Genomic DNA, 21,340 nt, shown 5'->3' on the forward strand with positions numbered 1-21,340 from the left:
GCGAGCGTCAGCGAGGCCGTGGCGGCAAGCGCCACCACGGCGCCCAAGCGCAGAGACTTCTTCATGGATGCTTCCTCACTCTGGTGGATGGTGCACCGCGTCTCGGTACCCCAACGTGAGCAGCACGGCCTGCATCAGCCAGCACAGTCCCGTGAATCCTGCACGATGGGACTGCATTGTCGCGAGCGAAGCAACCGGAACTGCTATTAGTTTGGCTGCTAAACTATAGGCGCATCGTCCGCGCGTCAAGCACGAACTTCGCTGACCCCGACCGCGATCATTGGATGCCGAGAACGGCACTCGCCACGAGGCTCATCGCACCCTGCAGGACCAGGTCGTCGCCGACTTCGCTCACGCGGAGGTCGAGCGAATCGACGACCTCCGCCGCGAGCCGCGCGCGGAGCGCGTCTCGTGTGGAGGAGAGGATCGGCTCGACGAACGGATCGATCAACCCGGTCACCACGACCGCCTCGAGACCCAGCGAGCCGACGAGCGGCGCCAGAACGATCGCGAGACATTCCCCCGCATCGCGGAGCACACCTTCTCGAGCCGCATCCGGCGACTCTTCGACCCGGGCAACCAGCCGTGGGAGCGACAGGGTCGCCTCCAAGCATCCCTCACGACCACACACGCACCTCGGGCCGCCATCACCGCCGACGGCGACGTGGCCGATCTCGCCCGCCGTGAATCGCGACCCTTGGACGAGCTGACCATTCGTGATGATGCCCGCGCCCACACCGAATCCGATCTTGACGAGCATCAGATCCTCCTCCGACGCATAGAGGTCACGCTCGGCGAGCGCAGCGGCATTCGCATCGTTCGCGACGCAGGTCGGCAGGTTGGTATGCCGCTCGATCTCCGCCTTGAGCGGGAGACCGACCCAGTCGAGGTTGTGCGACGCGAGCACGCGACCCTCGTTGTCGACAGTGCCGGGGGCGCAGACGCCCACCCCGAGGATCCGTCGGTCGGCGCGGAGAATGAGCCGATCGATGAGCTCGATCGTCTTCTGCAGTGCCGCATCCCCGAGCGCACCCTCGGTCGCGATCGACTCCCTCACGTGCACGTTCCCCGCGAGGTCGATCAACGCCCCGCGGAGTTCACGGTCGGGAGACAGGTCCACGGCGACGACCAACCAGTTCAGCCGATCGATGTTCAGATCTACTGCGGGGCGACCGGGCCCGTCGACCGCGCGCTGGCGCGTCTCGACGACGAGCCCCTCTCGAATCATTTCGGCGATCAATGACGAGACCGTGGCCTTCGTGAGCCCCACGGCCCGCGCAAGGTCTGCACGGGAGAGATCGCCGCTCTCGTGCAAGAGTTGGAGCAGACGCGAATGGTTGCTCCCGGGGAGTTCGCGCCGGATCTCAAACGGCGTCAGATGCGGCGCTCCCGCTCCCGCTCCCGCTCGCGTTCCGTCCTCGGCCTTCATCGTTCGTCCTATAGCTTCGCGGAGACCGTCAAGATCTCTGTCCGTCGTCATGACTTGTCCTCGGTTTCGTCCGAACGGATTCCGCGCATATGGCACGGGTTGCATGCCTCCCGCTCGTGCTCCGAGACGGGCAGGAGGATCGGCGGTCGCGTACGACCGCCCATCCCCCTGCCCAACCTACTTCGCGACGAGCACCATGATCGGTGCACTCGTCGTCGCCCCGGCTTGATTCCGGAACTCGACCGTGTACACGTGGGAGCCGAGCATCCGGTCGGTCACGCGCACGCTCGCCCTCTGCGCATGCGGCGTCACCGCCGTCAATGTGCCCGAGCCGATCTCCACACCGTCCTCGAGGAACCGGTACGAGGTCGCGTTCGTTCCCCACCAGAGGTCGGCGTACACCGTGTACTCACCGTCACGATCCCAGTTGTCAGACGAGAGCACCGGCTTTCCCGGGTTCGCATCGGTCACGTTCACGACGAGCGTGACGGACTGCGAACGCCCCTTGGAGTTCTTCAACACGGCGACGTATCGGTATTGGCCGTTCGAGAGCCCCGAGATATCGACGCTCGCCGCCTGCGCACGCCGGCCATCCGCGGTGAGGTGTTTCGTCGAGACGAGCTCACCGTTCTCGTAGAGCTGGAACAGCGAGGCGTTCTCACCCCACCAGTTGTTCCAGGTAATGCGGAACTCGCCGTCGTGCAGACCCGTGTCCCAACCGTTGTCCGACGAGAGCACACCCGGCACCGGCGGCGCCACCGCTCCATCGTTCGACGGAACATCGGGCAGCGTCACGGGTGTACTCACTGCCGAACGCGTGCCCTCGCCGACACCGTTGACGGCCGCGATCTCGTAGCTATGCGAGCTCCCGAGTTCGAGACCGGAGACGGTGCATGTCGTGACTGCGACATCGACCTCGCACACCGGCGTCGAGGCGCCCGCTTCGTAGACGCGGTAACCCGTGACAGGGCTCCGCCCGTCGTCGTCGGGGGCCGCCCAGCTCACCGCGATCGAGGTATCGCCGGCCTGGACCGCGGTCGGGGCATCCGGCGCACCCGGCACCGTCGCAGCGTCGCGGAGCGACCACCCCGAGAACGCGGCCACGACTCGGTCGCTTCCGCCGGAGTTCACCGCGGAGGCAAGCATCCCCGTGTCGGCTGGGCCGGTGAGGCCGGCCGGGGTCGCAATCCCGAGCACCGTCCAGGCCTTGCGGTCGGCGCTGCACGCGCCCTCGAATCCGACCTCAGTGCGGGTGAGTCGCAGCCAGACCGAACCCGAGAATTCGGGTGCGTACCGGTGCGTGTCGAGCGAACCGCTCGAAGATCCGTTCCAGGTGAGCACACAACCGTTCGCGGGCGTCAGGGAGAGCAGGGCGATCGCCGATGTCCCCTTCGTGATATCGGCGCTCGCGACGATGCCCGAACGAGCCCACGGGCGAGCGCCCTCGCTCTGCTGGAGGTCGACGTGCACCTCGGCCGTCTGGCCGTTCCCGAACGCGTCGTCGCGGAACACCGCTGCAAAGCGGCGGGTCGTCCTGGAGAAGTCCGCACCCGTCGTGCGGATCGCGAACTGGTTGCCGCCGGCCGAGAAGTCGCTGACGGTCTCGGTCGAGTGTGTCAGCCACGGATCGCCGGGGGGTCCTCCGACGAGCACGATCGCCGACGCGGACTTCGTCTCCTCCGAGTCACCTGTGATCACCTGTGCGTCGACTCCCACGTCGGCGACCGCACCCTGCAGGTTCACTGCGTCCACCGTCACATCCCAGGTCGTGGTGCGAGTCTCGCCGGGGGAGAGGTCGGCCAGGGTCGTCTCCGCCGAGCCTGACACCAGGACACCCTCGGGTAGGTCCAGAGTCAGCACCACGCGATCGACCGTCGTCAGGGGCGACGTGTTCTGCACGCTCGCCGTCACGGTGCCGGTCGATCCCGGGCGGATGGTCGGTGCGGTGAGCCTGAGTGACACGCTCCCCTTCGCGAGCGAATCGATCGTCTTGCGCGCCTCGGTGACGATGTCGCCGCTCGGCGTGGAGGGGTAGCCGTGGTCGCCGCGCGCCCACGCCTCATCGACTTCGAACCAGTCGATCGCGGCCGGCGATCCACCCTGAACGAGCGCCACCCGGAGCGTCTGGAAGTACTGCTGCCAACGGGAGGCGTAGAAGTCGCCGACGAGCCCTTGCCACTCACGGTTCGCATAGTCGTGGAGCGAGAAGCTCGCTTTCGTCCCCCACGTCGTCAGCAGGTTCTGGAGATCATAGGCGCCGATCGCGCCGTTCTGCGCGTGAGCTCGATCGACGTACGCCCCGAGCAGAAACTCCGAGTCGGTCGCGAGCACTGCGTCCAGCTGCGCGATGAGGTCCATCCAGGTCTTCGTGAGCGAATCGAACTCCTCGAGGTTCCGCGCCTGGTAGGCCGCGTTGATCTGCGGGAGCAGGTCACGGCTGAGGTTCGCGATCACCTGACGCGTGACGTCCGTCAGGTCGTACTCGTAGGCCGCGCGCTGAATGACGTCGCCGTCCGCGGCGACCAGTTGCGGCAACGCCGTTGCGAACTTGGCGAGGTCGTAACGTACTTCGCCCACGGCACAGCACGAGCGCGCCTTCGTTGTCGTGAGGCTCGGCTGCGCTGCGAACAATCCATCGTGGGACTCGCTGTGGGTGCCGATGGGCTTCATCGAGTACGCGGTCTCGGCGATGGTCTTCCACGCCGCCGCCCCCGCGTCCGTGCCGTAGCGACCCATCGCGTACTCGCGGAACCATTCGGTGTGGTCCGGGGCCGTGTCGAGCCAGGGGAGTTCGGAGAGGAGCTCGTACGCCGCGGGGTTGTTGTAGAAGCCCTCGGGCAGGATGGCGACGCCCGAGAGCGCCGAGTCGGCCTTCGCCCGGGCCGCGAAGTATCGATCGATCCACACGGTGCTGATCGCCCCCATGGACGTGTTGCCGCCGAAGTTGTAGATCGAGCCGAACGCATAGGGGATCCCGGGCCACCGTGTCTCGCGGTTCAGCGTCCCCACGGTGTCCGAGAGCCCGTCGACGATCAGCAGTCGGTTCTTGTCGACGACGCCGGAAAGCAGCGCTGAAGTCGGGTTGCTCTGCCAGCCGAGCAGCACCCACAGTGCGGTGGGGTGTGCGTCGCGGAGGGCGTCCTCGATGCCGGACGCAGCATCAGGAACGGAGACGTTGCCGGGCTTGCCGCCCTCATGGAGCGGATCCATCTTGTAGGCCCCTGCATCCCCGATGAGTTCGCTCGAGATGCGGTAGTAGTCCGCGGCGACGTCCGCGAACAACTCGGTCGTCGGATCGAGCCAACTCGGACGCTGGTAGTTGCTCCAGGTGCCCTGGGGGACGACGTTCGCGCCAGGGTTGCGCTGGGCGAAGTCGGTCGGGACGGTGCCGAAGTACCCCGGTAGGACCGGGGTGATCCCGAGCGCGTCCGCGCGTTCGACGATGAGCGAGGCAAGCCTGGCACGCTCCTCCAGCAGTGCAGTCGTCATCGGCTCCTGACCCTCGGATGAGATGTTCTGCAGAACCCACCACGGCTGGTGAGCGGGCTGCGGAATCCACGCCCGGGCCTCGGCATCCGAGTAGCCGTACTCCGTGAGGAGTTCGGCGAACACCGCGTCGGTGCCGATGCTGAGGAAGACCTGGTTGACGCCGTGGAGCGCGAGGTTGTCGAGGAGTCGCTCCCAGCCGTCCCAGTCGAGGTAGGGGTCGGTGTAGCCCTCGTTGGTGTCGTTCATGGCGAACCGGTACCCCTCGTGGCCGGTGTTGGCAATGGGCGCTTCGGGAGCGGGCAGCACGTCGGGAACGGCGGGTCGGGTGCTTCCAAGGTTGACCGCGGCGTGAGCGACGTACTTGAGGTACCACCCGGCCGCGGCGGTCAGCGCGGACGGGGTGGTCGCCTGAATGTCGATGTTGCCGGCGCTGCCGGAGATGGTGTACTCCTCGACACCGTCGGCCGAGCGCTCGAGGTCGAAGTCGACCTGGTCGGCGGCGTCGCCGATCGATCGGGCGAGCACCGCTCCGGCCGCAGTCTCGTACTCGTCGTCTGTGAGCGGGAACTCGGGCGTCGGCAGCGTGATGGGCGGTTCGGGGTCGATGACGGGTGGCTCGCCCGTGGGCGGGACGATGCGGACGGTCGCGCCGCGGATCGAGCCCGAGTAGAAGAACTCCGTGCCGCTATTGCCGCCGTTGCCGAAGCGCAGCTTGGTCCCGTCCGTGACGGCGCTGTAGCCACCGCCGAGCACCGCCTTGCCCGTGCCGGTGCCGGCACCCGTGACGGCGATGGAAACGTCGTTGCCCGTGCGCTCGACGGTGATGTCGTAGGTTGCACCGACTGCGGCGACGACGCCGGATGACACGGCGAGGTACTTCGTGCTGCCGCTCTTCTGCCCCATCCAGAACTCGATCTGCTTCTGGGGGGTGAGGTAGACGGCCCAGCCGTCGTCGGCACCGCGAGTACCCATGATCGTTCGGTGCGTGCCGCCGACGACGGCCGGCGTCACGTCGTCGAGCTCGAGCCGCCACGTGCCGTGGTCGCCAGCGGCCTCGGGCTGGTAGCTCGCGGCGTATTCGACGGTGATCTCCCCGCTGTCCGTCCCGTTGAAGACGGCACCGGACGACGCGAATGACACGCCCGCGGCAGCTGTGCCGTCGTGCCCATGCCAGGAGACGTCGGACGCCGCACCGCCGCTGAAGTCCCATCTCGCGGCGTCATCGGATTCGTCGGCGTACGCAGCGACAGGTATGAGGGGACCTGCGATGAGAGCGATGCCGAGCATCGCCACGGCAAGGAACCGGCCCCGACGGGAGGGTGACCAGGATGAGGAAAGTTCGCGCATGTGCAAGCTCCGATTCGACCGGGTGGGCGTGTGTGTTCGCCCGAGCGCGACCGAGGGCACCAGAGCGATCGGGTTTAGTTCAATTGCCAAACTTTTTATTTCGTGCGACTCTAACCGAGCCTTCCGAGGCTGTCAACGGTTCGGGGCGACGGTGGATTCGTCCCGTGGTTCCCTTCGGCTCGTCTCTCGCCGGTGTCGCCGATCCGGCGGTTCACGACGGCGGTGCGGGCGCGGGAGCTCAGAAGGACGACGAGTGTCTGTCTCGACTGATCCCCAGGAGAAGCCGTGTTCTCAGGACAGGGTCGAGTCCTGCGCGAAATGGACGTCAGCCGGCGTCCCCGTGCTCATCAAGTGCACTGGGGAGCTGCTCGCGGGCGAGGATGCTCGCACGGGCGAGCACGTCGAGCTGAGCAGGGTTGTACAGTTCCACCATCACTTCGACGAGCGTCTGCTGCGTGACGTGCTTGCTCGTCGACAGGTGCGCCGCCGGATCGCTCAGCCAGGGGTAGTCGATCAGGTTCCGCGCGAGAATCGGCGCGAGCCGTTCGACGAGCTGCTGCCTGGTCGCTTCGTCCGCATCCGCGGGGAGTGCGTCGATGTCAGCGCCGACGGCGTCGGTGTCGGCCTCCACCATCTTCCGCACATCGGCAATTGCGTCCTCGTCGTACAACTGCTTGTAGATGTGGATGATCGAACTGTCGGTCTCGGACAGCCGTGACGCCACAGACTCGAAGCCGGCGGGGGCGTCAGCCGGAGCGTTGTCGCGCAGGATGACCGCGATATCCGATCGCGCCTGCTGCAGGCGTTCGATCCTCGCCGCCAGCTCTGCGTCGAGTTCCCGCAGCGCATCCGGCGTGCCGCCCCCGCCCGCGCTGACATCTCCGATCTGCGACAGCGGCACGCCCAGATCCACCAGACGTCGGATACGCAGAAGGCACACCAGATGCCGTACCTCGTACTCCTTGTACCCGTTGTACCTGCGCTCAGGCACGTCGAGCAGACCCAACCGGTGGTAATGCCGGATAGTGTTCACCGTCGTCCCCGCCAGATCGGCGAGCTCACGCGTACTCCAGGCCACGTTCGACTCCCTCGATGGAACCTACCGTACCGATTCGTGCTGAAGGATCGCGGAGTGATCTCGGCCGCGCGACCGGGTGGCCAGCCGAGTTCGCGGTCGAGATGACGCTCAGGCGAGCGCTGCTGCGAGCCCGTCGAGCAGGCGCTCCACGTCGTCGGCGTCGGTGTAGGGCGCGAGCCCGACGCGCAGCCCGCCCTCGTCGCCGAGTCCGAGACGGCGCGACGCCTCGAGCGCGTAGAAGTTGTGGGACGGTGCGAGCACCCTGCCCTCGGCGAGCCGCGCGGTGATGTCGGATGCCGCGTGGCCGGCGAATGTCGTGAGCAGGGTCGGTGTTCGGCGCGAGGCGCGTGACCACAGGGTCACCCCGGGCAGTTCGGCAAGTCCGGCCTCGATGCGCGCACGCAGCACATCCTCGTGCTCGTGCAGCGCCGCGTACGAGGCGGCGAGCCGCGCGCGGCGCGAGCCCGGGACATCCGATGCGCCCGACGACTCTCCCGCCTCGCCCGAAGAATCGCCCGACGTCGCGAGCCCGGCGAGCACGTCGACCGCCGCGGTGGCGCCGGCGAGCAGTTCGTACGGCAGCGTGCCGAACTCGAACCGCTCGGGCACGGCGTTCGTCGCCGGCAGCAGCTTGTCGGGCATGAACATCTCGAGCAGCTCGGGCTGCGCGGCGAGCACGCCGCAGTGCGGTCCGAGGAACTTGTAGGGCGAGCACGTGAAGAAGTCGGCCCCGAGCGCGTCGATGTCGGGCAGCTCGTGCGCGGTGTAGTGCACCCCGTCGACGTAGAGCAGGGCACCCACCGCGTGCACGGCGTTCGCGATCGCAGGGATGTCGGGCATCGTGCCGATGAGGTTCGACGCAGCGGTCACGGCGACGAGCCGGGTGCGATCGGTCAGGGCCGCCTCGATGTCGGCGGTCGCGAGCTCGCCGGTCTCGGGGTCGAAGTCGACCCAGAGCACCGTGGCGCCGACGCGCTCAGCGGCCTGCACCCACGGTCGCACGTTCGAGTCGTGGTCGAGCCGCGTGACGACGACCTCATCGCGCTCGCCCCAGCCCCGCGACAGCATGCGCGAGAAGTCGTAGGCGAGCTGCGTGGCGCTGCGACCGTGCACGATGCCGCGCGGGTGCCCGTTGACGAGGTCGGCCATCGCGAGGCGGAATCCGTGCACGGCCGCCTCGGCGCGCTCCTCGGATTCGCCGGTCGTGCCTCGATTCGAGAGCGGGCCGGTGAGCACGGATGCCACGGCCTCGCCGACGACTCGCGGCGTCTGCGTTCCGCCGGGGCCGTCGAACTGGGCCCACCCGCTCTCGAGCGAGGGGAACATCGATCGGATGCGCGCGACGTCGTAGGCCATGGCGGAAAGCCTAGCGATCGGCGACGCCCGCCCTCGGTTACGCCGCTCAGTGCGGCGCGTGGTACTCGGCTTCACCTCGACGCCAGTAGCCCTTGACCACCGCGTGGTCGGCGTCGATCGACCACCGTTCGAGCAGCGCCCGCCCCGGTTTCACGATCGCCTGCTCGGCGGCGATGAACGCGAACACGTCGCCCGTGGGCCGGTCGTCGGCGGTGAGCGCGGCGAGCCGCTCGCCGAGCACGGCGGCCGGGGCGGCCGGGTCGCGTCGCAGCCACTCGACCCGCACGTCGTCGGGTGTGTCGAGCTCGTAGTCGGCGCCGTCGCCGGCGGCCTCGATCACGACGAGTCCGATCGCGGTACGGGACATCCTGCCGACGTGGCGGCGGATCGCGGGCAGCGCCGTCTCGTCGCCCGCGAGCAGCCACGCGTCGGGCTCGCCCTCGAGCACGAGCGAGCCGCGCGGGCCGCCGACGCCGGCCGAGGCGCCGATGGGGGCGTCGGCCGCCCAGCGTCCGGCGATGCCCTCGTCGCCGTGCACGAGGAACTCGAGCTCGAGCACGCCGGCCTCGGCGTCCCACGCGAGCGGCGTGTACTCGCGGTTGGGCGACGCGCGCAACTCGTCGACGGTGAGTGGCGCGATGTCGCCCGCGTCGGCGGCCGGGAAGAACACCCGGATGTGGTCGTCGGCGCCCAGCGAGTCGAAGCCGCGCAGCGCGTCGCCCTCGAGACGCACGCGCACGTAGTCGGACGTCAGGAATCGGCGTTCGACGAGGCGGACCGGGCGGAAGACGAGTTCCGACGGGCGGCGGGCGAGCGAGAACGGCATGGTGTTCCGATCAGGTAGGGAAGGAGGTGGGGATGACGCCACGCTGCCGGGCGATGAGGCGTGCCCAAGACAACGAGCTTAATCCGAGACCCCGGCGCGACTGCCCGCCGGCGGTAGCATGCCGACATGGGGGAGACGCCGGTCGCGGCATCCGTTGCCATCGACGAGCCGCCGCGCGCGCGCCGGTTCTCGCTGAACGCCGCGCTCGACGGATTCTTCTTCGTGTTCGCCGGCGTCGCCTCGGTGTGGCTCGCGTGGCTCGTGCTCACCGAGTCGTTCGGCTTCGGCTGGTGGGGCATCGCGTTCTTCGTGGTGTTCTGGCTCGTGCTCGCGTACCTCGTACTCCCGCGGTTGCACCGCATCCTCACCACGATCTACGTGCCCGACTACTTCATCGGCCGTGCCCGCACCAGTGACGGCCTGCTGGGCGACCCGGTGAATCTCGCGGTCGACGGGCCCGAGGCATCCGTGCACGCGGCGATGCTCGCCGCCGGCTGGACCCGCGCCGACGACCTGTCGCTCGCCTCGAGTTGGCGCATCGTGACCTCGACCGTCACCCGCATGAGCTACGACGAAGCGCCGGTGAGCCCGCTGTTCCTGTTCGGGCGGCAGCAGGACTTCGCCTACCAGCAGGAGGTCGAGGGCAACCCGGCCAAGCGCCACCACGTGCGGTTCTGGCGCACGCCCGACGGCTGGCTGCTGCCGGGTGGGCGCCGGGTCGACTGGCTCGCTGCCGGCACGTTCGACCGGGCCGTCGGCTTCTCGCTGTTCACCCTGCAGGTCACGCACAAGATCGACGCCGACACCGACGTCGAGCGCGATCACATCGTCGCGACCGTGCTGGGAGGAAACCCCGATGCGCGCGTCCACGTGCTCGCCGACTTCGCGACCGGGTATCACTCCCGCAACGGCGGCGGGGATTCGATCCGCACCGACGGCGACCTGCCGGTGATCGATGTGTCGGATGTCCCGGCCGCGCCCGTCGCGCCGGCGCAGGGTGGTGGCGTATGAACGTCGACAAGCGTGCGGCGTTCGAGCCGCCGGCCGAGCTCGTGCGGCCCGTGGAGGCGACGCCCGACATGAAGCGGCCGGGCCCGACCGCAGCCGGGGCCGTGCTCGTGGTGCTGCGCGTGATCGCCGGCATCGTCTGGCTCGTCGCGCTCGCCGCCCAGTGGGAGCAGGTGCTCGCCGACGACGGCGGCATCGACCCCGAGTCGGCCGAGGGCGTCGCGTCGTACGGGGTGCTCGGGTTCATCCTGGTGGTCGGTGCGGTCGTGCTGCTCGTGCAGCTGCTGCTCGCGTTCGCGGTGTACCGCGGCAGCAACGCGGCCCGGCTGACCCTCATGATTTTCGCGACGCTCAGCATCGTCGTCTCGTGGATCGACTACGCCGCCGGTCAGGAGATCACGATCCGCACGACGCTCGTGACGCTCGCGCTCGACATTCTCGTGCTGCTCGCACTGTCTAGCCGTGCGGCGCGCGCGTACGCGAGGCGGCCGCGCCGCGCGTCGTCGGTCGAGTAGGCGCGCCAGCGCCGTATCGAGATCACGCGACGGGTCTCGATACGCTGGTCTCGAGACGGCGCTGGCGCGCCTCCTCGACCCGCCGCCTACGTCGCTATTCGACCTGCAGCGTGTGCAGCGCGTCGCTCGCGCTCAACCAGCGTCGGCGCTCGCCTACGTGACGACTGTGGCGGACGTCGACCCGGTGGCGATGACGGCGGTGCCCAGCTTCACGGTGGTCGTGATGGGCCACGGGGAGTACTCTGACCGCGGCGACGGGTCTCAGGTTCCCGTCGGATGGGGTGGGCGGTGGCGCGCGCGATCGACATGCTGGTCTGGGCCGCGATCTTCCTGCTGATCGCGGTCGTCCTCGTGTTCGCGGGCATCCGGGTCGGCACCGATGGTCCGCTCATCGTGACGGGCACCGCGGCCGAGGGCGACACGTTCGAGCTCCGCTACGTCGCGAACCCGTGGCTCGCCTACCTGCACATCGTTCCCGGCGTCTTCTACCTGATCGGCGCGCCGCTGCAGTTGTGGCGCCGCTTCCGCGAGCGGCATTTCGCGTTCCACCGTCGGTTCGGACGCGTGCTGCTCACGCTCGGGCTGGTGAGCGGCGTCTTCGCGCTCGGGTTCGGCGTTCCGTTCTCGTACGGCGGCGCGTGGCAGTCGCTCGCGGCGGCGGTGTTCGGCTCGTGGTTCCTCGTCTCGCTTGCGCTTGCCTATCGCGCCATCCGCGGCGGCGATGTGCGGATGCATCGGCGGTGGATGATCCGTGCGTTCGCGGTGGGGCTGGGCGTCGGCATGATCCGCATCTGGGTGGGGATCTTCGCCGGGTTCCAGATCCTCTCCCTTGAGGAGAGCTTCGCCCCCGCGTTCTGGCTCGGGCTCTCGATGCATGTCGTCGCCGGCGAGTTGTGGCTGTGGTGGCGCCCGAACGAGGACGGGCTGCCGCGGCGCGCCGCGCTCGAGCCGGTGGTCGAGTAGGCGCGCGAGCGCCGTATCGAGACCTCGTGCGCTGTTCGCGCGACCGGCCCACGGGGTCTCGATTCGCTGGTCTCGAGACGGCGCTGGCGCGCCTCCTCGACCCACCGCCTCCGTCGCTACTCGGCCGGCGACGCGTGTGCCGCGCACGGCGGCAGGTCGCACGACCCGCACACGACGCGCTCGGTCGTGCATGAGGCATCCGCGCAGTTCGCCGTTCGGTTCGCTGGTGTGCCGCACACGACGCACGAGCCGATGACCTCGGCGCGGTCGCTGAACTCGATCGCACCGCGCTTGTCGAACACGTAGAGCGACCCCTGCCAGAGGCCGTCGTCGCCGAACTGTTCGCCGTAGCGCACGATGCCGCCGTCGAGTTGGTAGACCTCGCCGAAGCCGCGGCTGACCATGAGGCTCGAGAGCACCTCGCAGCGGATGCCGCCCGTGCAGTACGTGACGACCGGGCGCCCCTTGAGGTCGTCGTACTCGCCCGAGTCGAGGAGTTCCACGAAGTCGCGGGTCGTCTCGACGTCGGGAACGATCGCACCGCGGAACCGGCCGATCGCCGCCTCGAGCGCGTTGCGCCCGTCGAAGAATGCGACCTCGTCGCCGCGCTCGGCGACGAGTTCGTGCAGGTCGTCGGGAGAGAGTCGCGTGCCGCCGGCGACCACTCCGTCGTCTCCGACGCGCAGCTCGCCGGGCGCACCGAACGACACGATCTCGTCGCGCACCTTGACGCTGAGCTTCGGGAAGTCGAGGCTCGCACCGGTGTCGTCGAGGCCGCTGCCGGCGCTCCACTTGAATTCGATGTTCCTGAATGGGGCATACTCGCGGGTCTTGCGCACATAACGCTTGAGCGCGGTCATCTCGCCGCCGAGGGTGCCGTTCAGCCCGTGCTGCGAGATGAGGATGCGCCCGCGCAGCCCGAGCGATTCGGCGAGGTCGCGCTGCCACAGCCGCACCGCGTCGGGGTCGGCGAGCGGCGTGAAGGCGTAGTAGAGCAGGATCTTCGCGAGCGGCACCCCGAGATTCTACGAGCGGATGCCGCGTGATTGCCGTGTGCCGCTGCGTCGGTCGAGTGGGGCGAAGCGCGCCTATCGAGACCCCTTGTGTTCACGGATCGGCAATACGCTGAGACTGATCGAGGAGGCCGATGATGCTCGACTACGACCCGTACGCAGCGCTGCAGGCGCTGAAGCCCATGCCGGCATTCACGCTCACGAGCGCCGACTTCGCCGATGGCGACGAGTTGCCGCTGCCGCTTCGCGCGTCCGGGCGCGGCGCCGGCGACCGTTCACCGCAGTTGTCGTGGTGGGGCTTTCCGGCTGCCACGCAGAGCTTCGCGGTGTCGTGCTTCGACCCCGACGCTCCGAGCGGATCGGGTTGGTGGCACTGGGCCGTCGCGAACATTCCGGTGACGGTGACGAGTCTCGACGCCGATGCCGGCGAGCCGGGCGGCCTGAAGCTGCCGCACGGCGCTCTCGTGTTGCGCAACGAAGACGGCGAGCGCCGGTACGTCGGATCGAGCCCGCCGCCGGCCACCGGCGTGCACCGCTACATCTTCGTCGTGCACGCGCTCGACCGGGCCCGCCTGTCGATCGATCCCGACGCGACCGCCGCCGTACTCGGCGCGCAGTGCTTCTTCCACGGCCTCGCCCGTGCTGTGCTCACGGGTACCGCGATCCACCCAGACTGAGCTCGGCGGCTATTCGACCGACGCCGGCCACACCGGGTCGAAGCGCTGCTCGTCGAGCACGCGGGCGACGAGCCCCGGCGGAAGGTCGTGCAGCTCGGGCGGATTCCACCGCGGCTGCCGGTCCTTGTCGATGACCTGGGCCCTGATGCCCTCGTGCAGGTCGTGCTGCTCGATGAACCAGGTCACCGCGCGGAACTCCTGCTCGAGCGCGTCCTCGAGTCGCGGCAGCGTGCGCGCCCGTCGCACCGATTCGAGCGTCACCGCCAGCGCGGTCGGCGAGAGCGCCTCGAGTTCGTCGGCCGCTGCGGCAGCGTAGGCGAACGCGCCAGGGTCGAGCGGATGTCGCGGGAACGCGCTCGACCCGGCATCGGGCCTGCCCTCGGCGAACGCGCGCAGGCGCGCGATGATCTCGCCGACGGTCGGCGCCGAGTAGCAGGCGTCGACCCAGTCGCGCGCGAGCGCGAGCGCCGACGGCCCAGGGGTCTCGTCGAAGAGCATGACGATCTCGGCGGGGGTGCCGGGGTCGGCCCGCTCGGCGAGGGCCTGCAACAGGTGCGGCAGGCGCTCGGAGGGCACGTACGCGTCGGCGAAGCCGGCGTGCAGCGCGTCGGCGGCGTCCATGGTGCGAGAGTTCAGGGCGAGGTGCACGCCGAGCTCGCCAGGTGTTTTCGCGAGCAGCCACGAACCGCCGACATCGGGCGTGAACCCGATGCGCGTCTCGGGCATCGCGACACGCGAGCGTTCGGTGACCACGCGGATCGACGCGTGGCCGGCGAGTCCGATGCCGCCGCCCATCGTGATGCCGTCCATGATCGCGACGACCGGCTTCGGGTACCGGGCGATCGCCGCGTCGAGACGGTACTCGGTTCGAAAGAACTCGTGCGCCTCGGCATGGGCGTCATTGGTCGCGTAGCCGTAGAGTTCGCGGACGTCGCCGCCGGCGCAGAACCCGCGCTCGCCGGCACCGTCGAGCACGATGACGCCGACCTCGGTGTCATCGCGCCAGGCGTCGAAGATCACGGTGAGCGCCCTGATCATCTCGAATGAGAGGGCGTTGAGTGCCTGGGGACGATCGAGCGTGACATGGCCGACACCGTCGGCGACGGTCGCAGAGATGTGGTCGCTCACGAGTGCCACCGTAGCGCCCATCGGGGCTAACCTGCTCAGATGGTGCCAGTCGAGATCCTGTGGGCGTTCGTGATCGCCTCGGTCGTGCTCATCGTGATTCCCGGTCCGAGCGTGCTGTTCGTGATCGGGCGCTCCCTCGCGCTCGGCCGCCTCGGCGGGCTGCTGAGCGTGGTCGGCAATGCGATCGGCATGGTGCCGCTCGTCGCCGCGGTCGCACTCGGGGTCGGCGCACTCGTCGCCCAGTCGGTGATCGTCTTCACGATCATCAAGTTCGTCGGCGCCGCGTACCTCGTCTACCTCGGGGTGCAGGCGATCCGCCATCGCGCCGACGCCGCCGACGCCGTCAACGGGCAGGCGCCGCCGCGCTCGCACTGGCGCCAGCTCGGCGAAGGCGTCGTCGTCGGCGTCACGAACCCCAAGACGATCGCGTTCTTCGTGGCGGTGCTGCCGCAGTTCGTGTCGTTCAGCGCCGGGTCGATCCCGCTGCAGCTCTTCGAGCTCGGCGTCGTGTTCATCGTGCTCGCACTCATCTGCGACTCGGTGTGGGCGCTCGCTGCGAGCGCTGCGCGCGACTGGTTCGGCCGTTCCCCGCGTCGAGCCTCCCACCTCGCCGCCACCGGCGGCGTCATGATGATCGGCCTCGGCGGCGTGCTCGCGCTCAGCGGCAACAAGCACTGATCGCCCATTCGCCTGTCGAGTAGGCGCGCCAGCACCCTATCGAGACCCCGCACCAGCGACCCGTCCTCCACACACCCGACCCGCCCCCTCTCCATTCCGTGCCCGGCCTTCGCTCGAGGCGCACCGGCGAGACGCCGTAGCCTGCCGGCATGATGCACGTATTCGAGATCGTCGCCGAGCCGGTGCGGCGGCGCATCATCGAGGTACTCGCGGTCGGCGAGCACACGGTCGGAAACCTGAACGACGTGATCTCCGTCGAGTTCGGGGTATCACGCTCGGCGGTCTGGCATCACCTGCGCATTCTTCGCGATGAGCAGGTTGTCACGGTGCGACACGATCTCCAGGAGCGCTGGTACATGCTCGACGAGGAGTTCCTCGAACGACTCGACCACGCGGGTCGGCGCCCTGTTCCTGCTCTGGGATCACAGGTACGGCTCCAACGTCGGCCGCATGCCCATTCCGCCGGTGACGCCGTCACGCACGCCGCACGCGCATCGCGCGGGTCGCAAGGGACTGCGCGGGCGCGACGAATTCGACACGTGAGCGCCTGCCTCTACTCCAGCGCGATCATCGAGACACCTCATGACCTGTGCAGAACCGGTATGCCAGTTCCGTCTCAGCGTGAGGGGGAACTGGCATACGGAATTCGAAGGACCTGGTGCCAGCGCCAGGGCCGGACGCCCGAGGAGCCGGCGGGTCGGCCGGCGCGCCTACGAGGAGCCGGCGGGTGGGCCGGCGCGCCTACTCGACCGCCGGGTGCGTCGGCGATCCGGCCTCGGTGAGGCACGCCTCGAGCGCGACCCAGCCCAGCATCGCGCACTTGACGCGCATGACGTACTTCGAGACGCCGTGGAACGCGATCGCGTCGCCGAGCAGTTCTTCGTCGGGCTCGCCCTGACCCTGCGAGCGCAGCATGGCCCGGAACCCGTCGATGAGTTCGCGCACCTCATCGACGTCGCGACCGGTGGCGAGCTCGGCGAGTGTCGAGGCCGAGGCCATCGAGATGCTGCAGCCGTCGCCCTGCCACGCGAGTTCGGCGATGCGAGCATGCGAGTCGTCGAGGCGAATGCGCATGGTCAACTCGTCGCCGCACGTCGGGTTGAACTCGTGGTGCTCGGCGTCGGCGTGGTCGAGCGGGCCGTCGCCGTGCCTCGCCCTCGCCTGGTCGAGGATGATCTCTTGGTAGAGCCCCGAGAGTCCGCTCATGCGATGACCGCCGCGGCCGGGGCATCCGAGACGCCGAAGAATCCACGCACGCCGGCGAGCGCGTCGACGAACCGGTCGACCTCGTCGTCGGTGGTGTACACGTGGGCGCTGGCTCGCGTCGACGCGGTGATGCCGAGTGCGCGGTGAAGGGGCTGCGCACAGTGGTGACCGACGCGCACGATGATGCCGGCCTCGTCGAGGAACTGGCCGACGTCGTGGGCGTGCACGCCGTCGACCGAGACCGCGACGAGCCCCGCGCGCTCGACGCCGACACCCGGGCCGATGATGCGCACTCCGGGCAGCGCCGAGACCCCTTCGACGATGCGCGCGGCGAGCTCGGACTCGTGCCGGGCGATCGCGTCCATGCCGATCGCCTCGAGATACCGCACGGCCTCGGCGAGGGCGACCGCCTGCGACACCGGCTGCGTGCCCGCCTCGAAGCGGTGCGGCGACGGCAGGAACTCGGCGGTCTCGAGCGTGACGCGCGTGATGGTCGATCCGCCGGTACGGGCCGGCGGGAGTACGTCGAGCAGCTCTTCGCGGCCGTAGAGCACGCCGATGCCGTTCGGCCCGAGCATCTTGTGGCCCGAGAACGCGGCGAAGTCGACGCCCATCGCGCCGAAATCGGTCGGACGGTGCGGCACCGACTGGCACGCGTCGAGCACGACCCGGGCGCCGCGGGCGTGCGCCAACGACACGACGTCGGCGACGGGTGCGAGGTAGCCCGTGACGTTCGAGACCTCGGCGACGGCGACGATGCGGGTGCGGTCGCCGAGCTCGGCGGCGAGGTCGTCGATCGACCACAGGCCGTGCCCGTCGACGCGCACCGCACGCAGCCGCGCGCCCGTCTTGGCTGCGAGGCGCTGCCACGGGATCAGGTTGGCGTGGTGCTCGGCCTCGGTGATAACGATCTCGTCGCCGGGTTCGAGTGCGAGCGAGCGAGCGGATGCCCCTCCGAGCCCCGCGCTCGCGTCGGCGATGCCGAGGGAGACCATGTTGATGGCGTCGGTGGCGTTCTCGGTCCACACGATCTCGCGCTCGCCGGCGCCGACGAATCGGGCGACGGTGGCCCGGGCGTCTTCGAAGAGCGTGGTCGAGTGGCCGACCGCCGCGCTCGCGCCGCGGTGGACGGGTGCGAGGTGGTGCTCGAGGTACTCGCGCTCGGCGTCGAGCACCTGGCGCGGTCGCTGCGAGGTGGCGGCGGAGTCGAGGTACGCGGTGGGGGTGCTGCCGCCGGACGCCCGGTCGAAGGCCGGGAAGTCGCGGCGGAGGTCGCTCATGCTCATCCCTTCAATCGTCCCACGGATGGGTGGGTGTGGGCCGGGAGCGATCAGCCGCCACCGTCAAGCGGTCTGTGTATACACAGCAGTGGGGGCGGGGCTCGGATTGCAACTCAAGCCGCCACAGTGTATACATAAAGAGGAAGAAGGGGACCGATGCGAGCCAGTGATCGCGCCTACCGCGCACTCCGCGAGGAGATCCTCGACGGGGTGCTCGCGCCCGGCACCGCGCTCGCCGAGGTCGAGCAGGCCAACCGCCTCGGCGTCTCTCGCACTCCCGTGCGCGAAGCACTCGCACGGCTCGAAGCCGACGGTCTCGCCACGGCCGCGTCGCCGCGCGTGCTGCAGGTGAGCGAGCTTTCGGCAGCGAGCATCACCGCCCTCTACGAACTGCGCGAAGCGCTCGAGGAGCAGGCCGCCCGCCTCGCCGCGATGCGCCGCGATCCCGAACGATTCGAGGGACTGCGCAGCCGACTGCAGCTCTCGCCGGGCCAGCTCGCCTCGGGCGACGAGGGCGGCCTGCGCGACTACTACGACACGGTCGACGCGCTCGACGCCGAACTCGATGCCGCGGTCGCCAACCCGCTGCTCATCGGCGCCCTCCGCAACGCTCGCCTGCACTCGGCCCGTGTGCGGCGGCTCGCACGCCAGCATCCCGAGCGACTTCGCGCTGCGGCATCCGAGCACCTGCTCATCGTCGAGGCGATCATCGCCGGCGACGCGTCGCTCGCAGCGCATGCCACTCACGTGCACCTGCACATGAGCCTTCGTCACGCACTCGCCTCGATCGAGGCTCGTCAGCCCGACGGGCACCGCGTAGCCTGACCGATGGAACACCGAGAAAGGTCCACCATGCATCTGCACCACGTTCGTACGCATCGCAGCGACGAGAACCTCGCCCGAGAGGGCCAGCTCGCCTGGCAGCTCGCTGGCGTCGCGACCGACCCGGTCGAGCTCGACGACGACGTGATCGACATGGTCGTGAACCGCGTGATCGACAACGCCGCGGTGGCCGCGGCGTCGGTCGCCCGCCGGCCGGTCGTGTCGGCCCGCAGCCAGGCGCTGTCGCACCCGGTTTCGATCGGCGGCGACGGTGCGACCGTGTTCGGTGCCGATGCGGCGCGCCACACTTCGCCCGAATGGGCCGCATGGGCCAACGGGGTCGCGGTGCGCGAGCTCGACTACCACGACACCTTCCTCGCCGCCGAGTACTCGCACCCGGGCGACAACATCCCGCCGATCGCGGCGGTCGCGCAGCACCTCGCGGCCAAGCGCGGGCTCACCGGGCGCGACCTCGTGCGCGGCATCGCCACGGGCTACGAGGTCCAGATCGATCTCGTCAAGGCGATCTCGCTGCATGCCCACAAGATCGACCACGTCGCCCACCTCGGGCCGTCGGCCGCGGCCGGCATCGGCACGCTGCTCGGCCTCGATCAGGAGACGATCTTCCAGGCCATCGGCCAGGCGCTGCACACCACCACCGCGACCCGGCAGTCGCGCAAGGGCGAGATCTCGACGTGGAAGGCGCACGCCCCCGCCTTCGCGGGCAAGATGGCCGTCGAGGCGGTCGACCGCGCGATGCGCGGCGAGACGAGCCCCGTGCCCATCTACGAGGGTGAAGACGGCGTCATCGCGTGGCTGCTCGACGGGCCCGAGGGCGCCTACGAGGTGCCGCTGCCCGACGTGGGCGAGGCGAAGCGCGCCATCCTCGACTCCTATACCAAGGAGCACTCGGCCGAGTACCAGGCGCAGGCCTGGATCGACCTCGCCCGCAAGCTGCACGCCGAGTATCCGCTCATCCTCGACTCCGACCACATCGAGTCGATCACGCTGCACACCTCGCACCACACCCACTACGTCATCGGGTCGGGCGCGAACGACCCGCAGAAGTTCGACCCCGATGCCTCGCGCGAGACGCTCGACCACTCGATCCCCTACATCTTCACGGTGGCCCTGCAAGACGGCTCGTGGCACCACGCCGACTCGTACTCGCCCGAGCGCGCACACCGTGCCGACACGGTCGAGCTGTGGAAGAAGGTGTCGACCGTCGAAGACCCCGAGTGGACCCGCCGCTACCACTCGAACGACATCAGCGAGAAGGCCTTCGGCGGCCGCGTCGTGATCAAGCTCGCCGACGGCGGCGAGATCGTCGACGAGATCGCCGTGGCCGACGCGCATCCGCTCGGCGCCCGCCCGTTCGCCCGCGAGCAGTACGTCGCGAAGTTCCGCACGCTCGCCGAGTGGGCGCTCGAGGAGGCCGAGATCGAACGGTTCCTCGACGTCGCCCAGCGCCTGCCCGAGCTCGGCCCCGACGAGCTCGCCGGCCTCACCTTCACCGTCGCCCCCGGGGCGCTCACCGGCGTCGACATCCCCGAGGGGCTCTTCTGATGTTGTATTCCACGACCCCTGCGGCCGAGAAGCGGCGACGGTTCCGCGAACGACTCGCCACCGGCGAGATCATGCGGTTCCCCGGCGCGTTCAACCCGCTGAGTGCCAGGCTCATCGGTGAGAAGGGCTTCGAGGGCGTCTACATCTCGGGTGCGGTGCTCAGCGCCGACCTCGGGCTGCCCGACATCGGCCTCACGACGCTCACCGAGGTCGCCGGCCGAGGCAAGCAGATCGCGCGGATGACCGAGCTGCCCGCGATCATCGACGCCGACACCGGCTTCGGCGAGCCGATGAACGTCGCACGCACGGTTCAAGAGATGGAGGACGCGGGGCTCGCGGGGCTCCACATCGAAGACCAGATCAACCCCAAGCGCTGCGGTCACCTCGACGGCAAGCAGGTCGTCGACGACGAGACCGCACTCCGGCGCATCCGTGCCGCCGTCGACGCGCGCCGCGATCCGAACTTCCTCGTCATGGCGCGCACCGACATCGCCGCGGTCGACGGCCTGCAGGCCGCAGTCGACCGCGCGAAAGCGCTCGTCGACGCGGGCGCCGACGCGATCTTCCCCGAGGCGATGCGCTCGCTCGAGGAGTTCGCCGCGGTCCGCGCTGCGGTCGACGTGCCGCTGCTCGCGAATATGACCGAGTTCGGCAAGAGCGACCTGTTCACCGTGCGCCAGCTCGCCGATGTGGGCATGAACATCGTCATCTGGCCGGTGTCGCTGCTGCGCCTCGCGATGGGGGCCGCGGTTCGCGGGCTCGACGAGCTCGAGGCATCCGGAAGCTTCACGGCGAAGCTCGGCGACATGCAGCACCGTGCCGACCTCTACGAGCTCATCGACTACGAGGGTTACAACCACTTCGACACGTCGATCTTCAACTTCACCGTCACCAAGACGCCGGTTGAGCGCCGGATCGAGTAGGCGCGAAGCGCCGTATCGAGATCCAGCGCGCCAGCG

General features: G+C 69.3%; 19 protein-coding genes. 10 read left to right on the forward strand and 9 right to left on the reverse strand.

The genetic code is table 11. The features are described 5' to 3' along the window. On the forward strand, positions 1-210 hold a 210-nt coding region (locus LSF15_RS13760; protein WP_232499123.1), incomplete at its 5' end, for a hypothetical protein. 67 nt (positions 211-277) lie between these two features. Here the strand turns inward: LSF15_RS13760 and LSF15_RS13765 are convergent. From LSF15_RS13765 to LSF15_RS13785, 5 genes are all read right to left on the reverse strand, one after another. Continuing rightward, on the reverse strand, positions 278-1,534 hold the full coding sequence (locus LSF15_RS13765; protein WP_308188478.1) for an ROK family transcriptional regulator: 1,257 nt from the start codon (positions 1,532-1,534) through the stop codon (positions 278-280). Positions 1,535-1,606: 72 nt separating this feature from the next. Then, entirely contained in the window at positions 1,607-6,205 is a 4,599-nt protein-coding gene (locus tag LSF15_RS13770) for an alpha-N-acetylglucosaminidase TIM-barrel domain-containing protein (protein WP_232499125.1), read from the reverse strand. Between the two features lie 385 nt (positions 6,206-6,590). Further along, positions 6,591-7,343 (reverse strand): MerR family transcriptional regulator, encoded by a 753-nt coding sequence (locus LSF15_RS13775; protein WP_232499126.1) that lies wholly within the window; start codon positions 7,341-7,343, stop codon positions 6,591-6,593. Between the two features lie 108 nt (positions 7,344-7,451). Then, positions 7,452-8,699, reverse strand: coding sequence for a cysteine desulfurase-like protein (locus tag LSF15_RS13780; protein WP_232499127.1), 1,248 nt, complete (start codon positions 8,697-8,699; stop codon positions 7,452-7,454). 46 nt (positions 8,700-8,745) lie between these two features. Further along, positions 8,746-9,525, reverse strand: a complete 780-nt coding sequence (locus LSF15_RS13785; protein ID WP_232499128.1) for a siderophore-interacting protein — start codon at positions 9,523-9,525, stop codon at positions 8,746-8,748. A gap of 126 nt (positions 9,526-9,651) precedes the next feature. On the opposite strand from LSF15_RS13785, the gene LSF15_RS13790 reads away from it, so the two are divergent. The 3 genes from LSF15_RS13790 (at position 9,652) to LSF15_RS13800 (ending at position 12,011) form a co-directional block, all read left to right on the forward strand. Next, complete coding sequence (locus LSF15_RS13790) at positions 9,652-10,536, forward strand: LssY C-terminal domain-containing protein (protein WP_232499129.1); 885 nt, start codon at positions 9,652-9,654, stop codon at positions 10,534-10,536. Beyond that, a complete protein-coding gene (locus LSF15_RS13795) occupies positions 10,533-11,048 on the forward strand; it encodes a hypothetical protein (protein WP_232499130.1) in 516 nt (171 codons plus the stop codon). The genes LSF15_RS13790 and LSF15_RS13795 overlap by 4 nt, the downstream gene beginning before the upstream one ends. A gap of 288 nt (positions 11,049-11,336) precedes the next feature. Then, positions 11,337-12,011 (forward strand): DUF2306 domain-containing protein, encoded by a 675-nt coding sequence (locus LSF15_RS13800; RefSeq protein WP_232499131.1) that lies wholly within the window; start codon positions 11,337-11,339, stop codon positions 12,009-12,011. 116 nt (positions 12,012-12,127) lie between these two features. Here LSF15_RS13800 and trhO read toward each other — a convergent pair whose 3' ends face one another. Then, a complete protein-coding gene (trhO, locus tag LSF15_RS13805) occupies positions 12,128-13,027 on the reverse strand; it encodes an oxygen-dependent tRNA uridine(34) hydroxylase TrhO (RefSeq protein ID WP_232499132.1) in 900 nt (299 codons plus the stop codon). Positions 13,028-13,161: 134 nt separating this feature from the next. Here trhO and LSF15_RS13810 point away from each other — a divergent pair, with 134 nt between their 5' ends. Continuing rightward, on the forward strand, positions 13,162-13,701 hold the full coding sequence (locus LSF15_RS13810) for a YbhB/YbcL family Raf kinase inhibitor-like protein (RefSeq protein WP_308188479.1): 540 nt from the start codon (positions 13,162-13,164) through the stop codon (positions 13,699-13,701). Positions 13,702-13,710: 9 nt separating this feature from the next. Here LSF15_RS13810 and LSF15_RS13815 read toward each other — a convergent pair whose 3' ends face one another. Then, a complete protein-coding gene (locus LSF15_RS13815; protein ID WP_232499134.1) occupies positions 13,711-14,829 on the reverse strand; it encodes an enoyl-CoA hydratase/isomerase family protein in 1,119 nt (372 codons plus the stop codon). Between the two features lie 39 nt (positions 14,830-14,868). On the opposite strand from LSF15_RS13815, the gene LSF15_RS13820 reads away from it, so the two are divergent. Together LSF15_RS13820 and LSF15_RS19220 are read left to right on the forward strand one after the other, a co-directional pair. Next, entirely contained in the window at positions 14,869-15,507 is a 639-nt protein-coding gene (locus LSF15_RS13820) for a LysE family translocator (protein WP_232499135.1), read from the forward strand. Positions 15,508-15,659: 152 nt separating this feature from the next. Next, complete coding sequence (locus tag LSF15_RS19220; protein ID WP_372460026.1) at positions 15,660-16,289, forward strand: ArsR/SmtB family transcription factor; 630 nt, start codon at positions 15,660-15,662, stop codon at positions 16,287-16,289. Here LSF15_RS19220 and sufU read toward each other — a convergent pair. Then, positions 16,249-16,713 carry a Fe-S cluster assembly sulfur transfer protein SufU gene (gene sufU, locus LSF15_RS13825; RefSeq protein WP_232499136.1) on the reverse strand — a complete coding sequence of 155 codons (465 nt, stop codon included), beginning with the start codon at positions 16,711-16,713 and terminating at the stop codon, positions 16,249-16,251. The genes LSF15_RS19220 and sufU overlap by 41 nt on opposite strands. After that, on the reverse strand, positions 16,710-17,993 hold the full coding sequence (locus LSF15_RS13830; protein WP_232499137.1) for an aminotransferase class V-fold PLP-dependent enzyme: 1,284 nt from the start codon (positions 17,991-17,993) through the stop codon (positions 16,710-16,712). The genes sufU and LSF15_RS13830 overlap by 4 nt, the downstream gene beginning before the upstream one ends. Before the next feature lie 156 nt (positions 17,994-18,149). On the opposite strand from LSF15_RS13830, the gene LSF15_RS13835 reads away from it, so the two are divergent. From LSF15_RS13835 to prpB, 3 genes are read left to right on the forward strand one after another with little or no spacing between them, the layout of a single operon-like run. Beyond that, entirely contained in the window at positions 18,150-18,818 is a 669-nt protein-coding gene (locus LSF15_RS13835) for a GntR family transcriptional regulator (RefSeq protein ID WP_232499138.1), read from the forward strand. A 27-nt stretch (positions 18,819-18,845) separates the two neighbouring features. Continuing rightward, positions 18,846-20,381 (forward strand): MmgE/PrpD family protein, encoded by a 1,536-nt coding sequence (locus tag LSF15_RS13840; RefSeq protein ID WP_232499139.1) that lies wholly within the window; start codon positions 18,846-18,848, stop codon positions 20,379-20,381. Further along, entirely contained in the window at positions 20,381-21,304 is a 924-nt protein-coding gene (gene prpB, locus LSF15_RS13845) for a methylisocitrate lyase (protein WP_232499140.1), read from the forward strand. Before LSF15_RS13840 ends, prpB begins: the two co-directional genes overlap by 1 nt. The last annotated feature ends 36 nt before the right edge of the window (positions 21,305-21,340 follow it).

It is taken from the genome of Agromyces humatus (genome assembly GCF_021228295.1).
Lineage (GTDB): Bacteria > Actinomycetota > Actinomycetes > Actinomycetales > Microbacteriaceae > Agromyces > Agromyces humatus.

Bases quoted from the DNA above. Each gene is read 5' to 3' on its own strand.
- LSF15_RS13765 (WP_308188478.1), bottom strand. From the start codon at position 1,534: ATGCAACCCGTGCCATATGCGCGGAATCCGTTCGGACGAAACCGAGGA.
- LSF15_RS13770 (WP_232499125.1), bottom strand. From the start codon at position 6,205: ATGCTCGGCATCGCTCTCATCGCAGGTCCCCTCATACCTGTCGCTGCG.
- LSF15_RS13780 (WP_232499127.1), bottom strand. From the start codon at position 8,699: ATGGCCTACGACGTCGCGCGCATCCGATCGATGTTCCCCTCGCTCGAG.
- LSF15_RS13785 (WP_232499128.1), bottom strand. From the start codon at position 9,525: ATGCCGTTCTCGCTCGCCCGCCGCCCGTCGGAACTCGTCTTCCGCCCG.
- LSF15_RS13790 (WP_232499129.1), top strand. From the start codon at position 9,652: ATGGGGGAGACGCCGGTCGCGGCATCCGTTGCCATCGACGAGCCGCCG.
- LSF15_RS13795 (WP_232499130.1), top strand. From the start codon at position 10,533: ATGAACGTCGACAAGCGTGCGGCGTTCGAGCCGCCGGCCGAGCTCGTG.
- LSF15_RS13810 (WP_308188479.1), top strand. From the start codon at position 13,162: ATGCTCGACTACGACCCGTACGCAGCGCTGCAGGCGCTGAAGCCCATG.
- LSF15_RS13820 (WP_232499135.1), top strand. From the start codon at position 14,869: ATGGTGCCAGTCGAGATCCTGTGGGCGTTCGTGATCGCCTCGGTCGTG.
- LSF15_RS19220 (WP_372460026.1), top strand. From the start codon at position 15,660: ATGCACGTATTCGAGATCGTCGCCGAGCCGGTGCGGCGGCGCATCATC.
- sufU (WP_232499136.1), bottom strand. From the start codon at position 16,713: ATGAGCGGACTCTCGGGGCTCTACCAAGAGATCATCCTCGACCAGGCG.
- LSF15_RS13830 (WP_232499137.1), bottom strand. From the start codon at position 17,993: ATGAGCGACCTCCGCCGCGACTTCCCGGCCTTCGACCGGGCGTCCGGC.
- LSF15_RS13835 (WP_232499138.1), top strand. From the start codon at position 18,150: ATGCGAGCCAGTGATCGCGCCTACCGCGCACTCCGCGAGGAGATCCTC.
- LSF15_RS13840 (WP_232499139.1), top strand. From the start codon at position 18,846: ATGCATCTGCACCACGTTCGTACGCATCGCAGCGACGAGAACCTCGCC.
- prpB (WP_232499140.1), top strand. From the start codon at position 20,381: ATGTTGTATTCCACGACCCCTGCGGCCGAGAAGCGGCGACGGTTCCGC.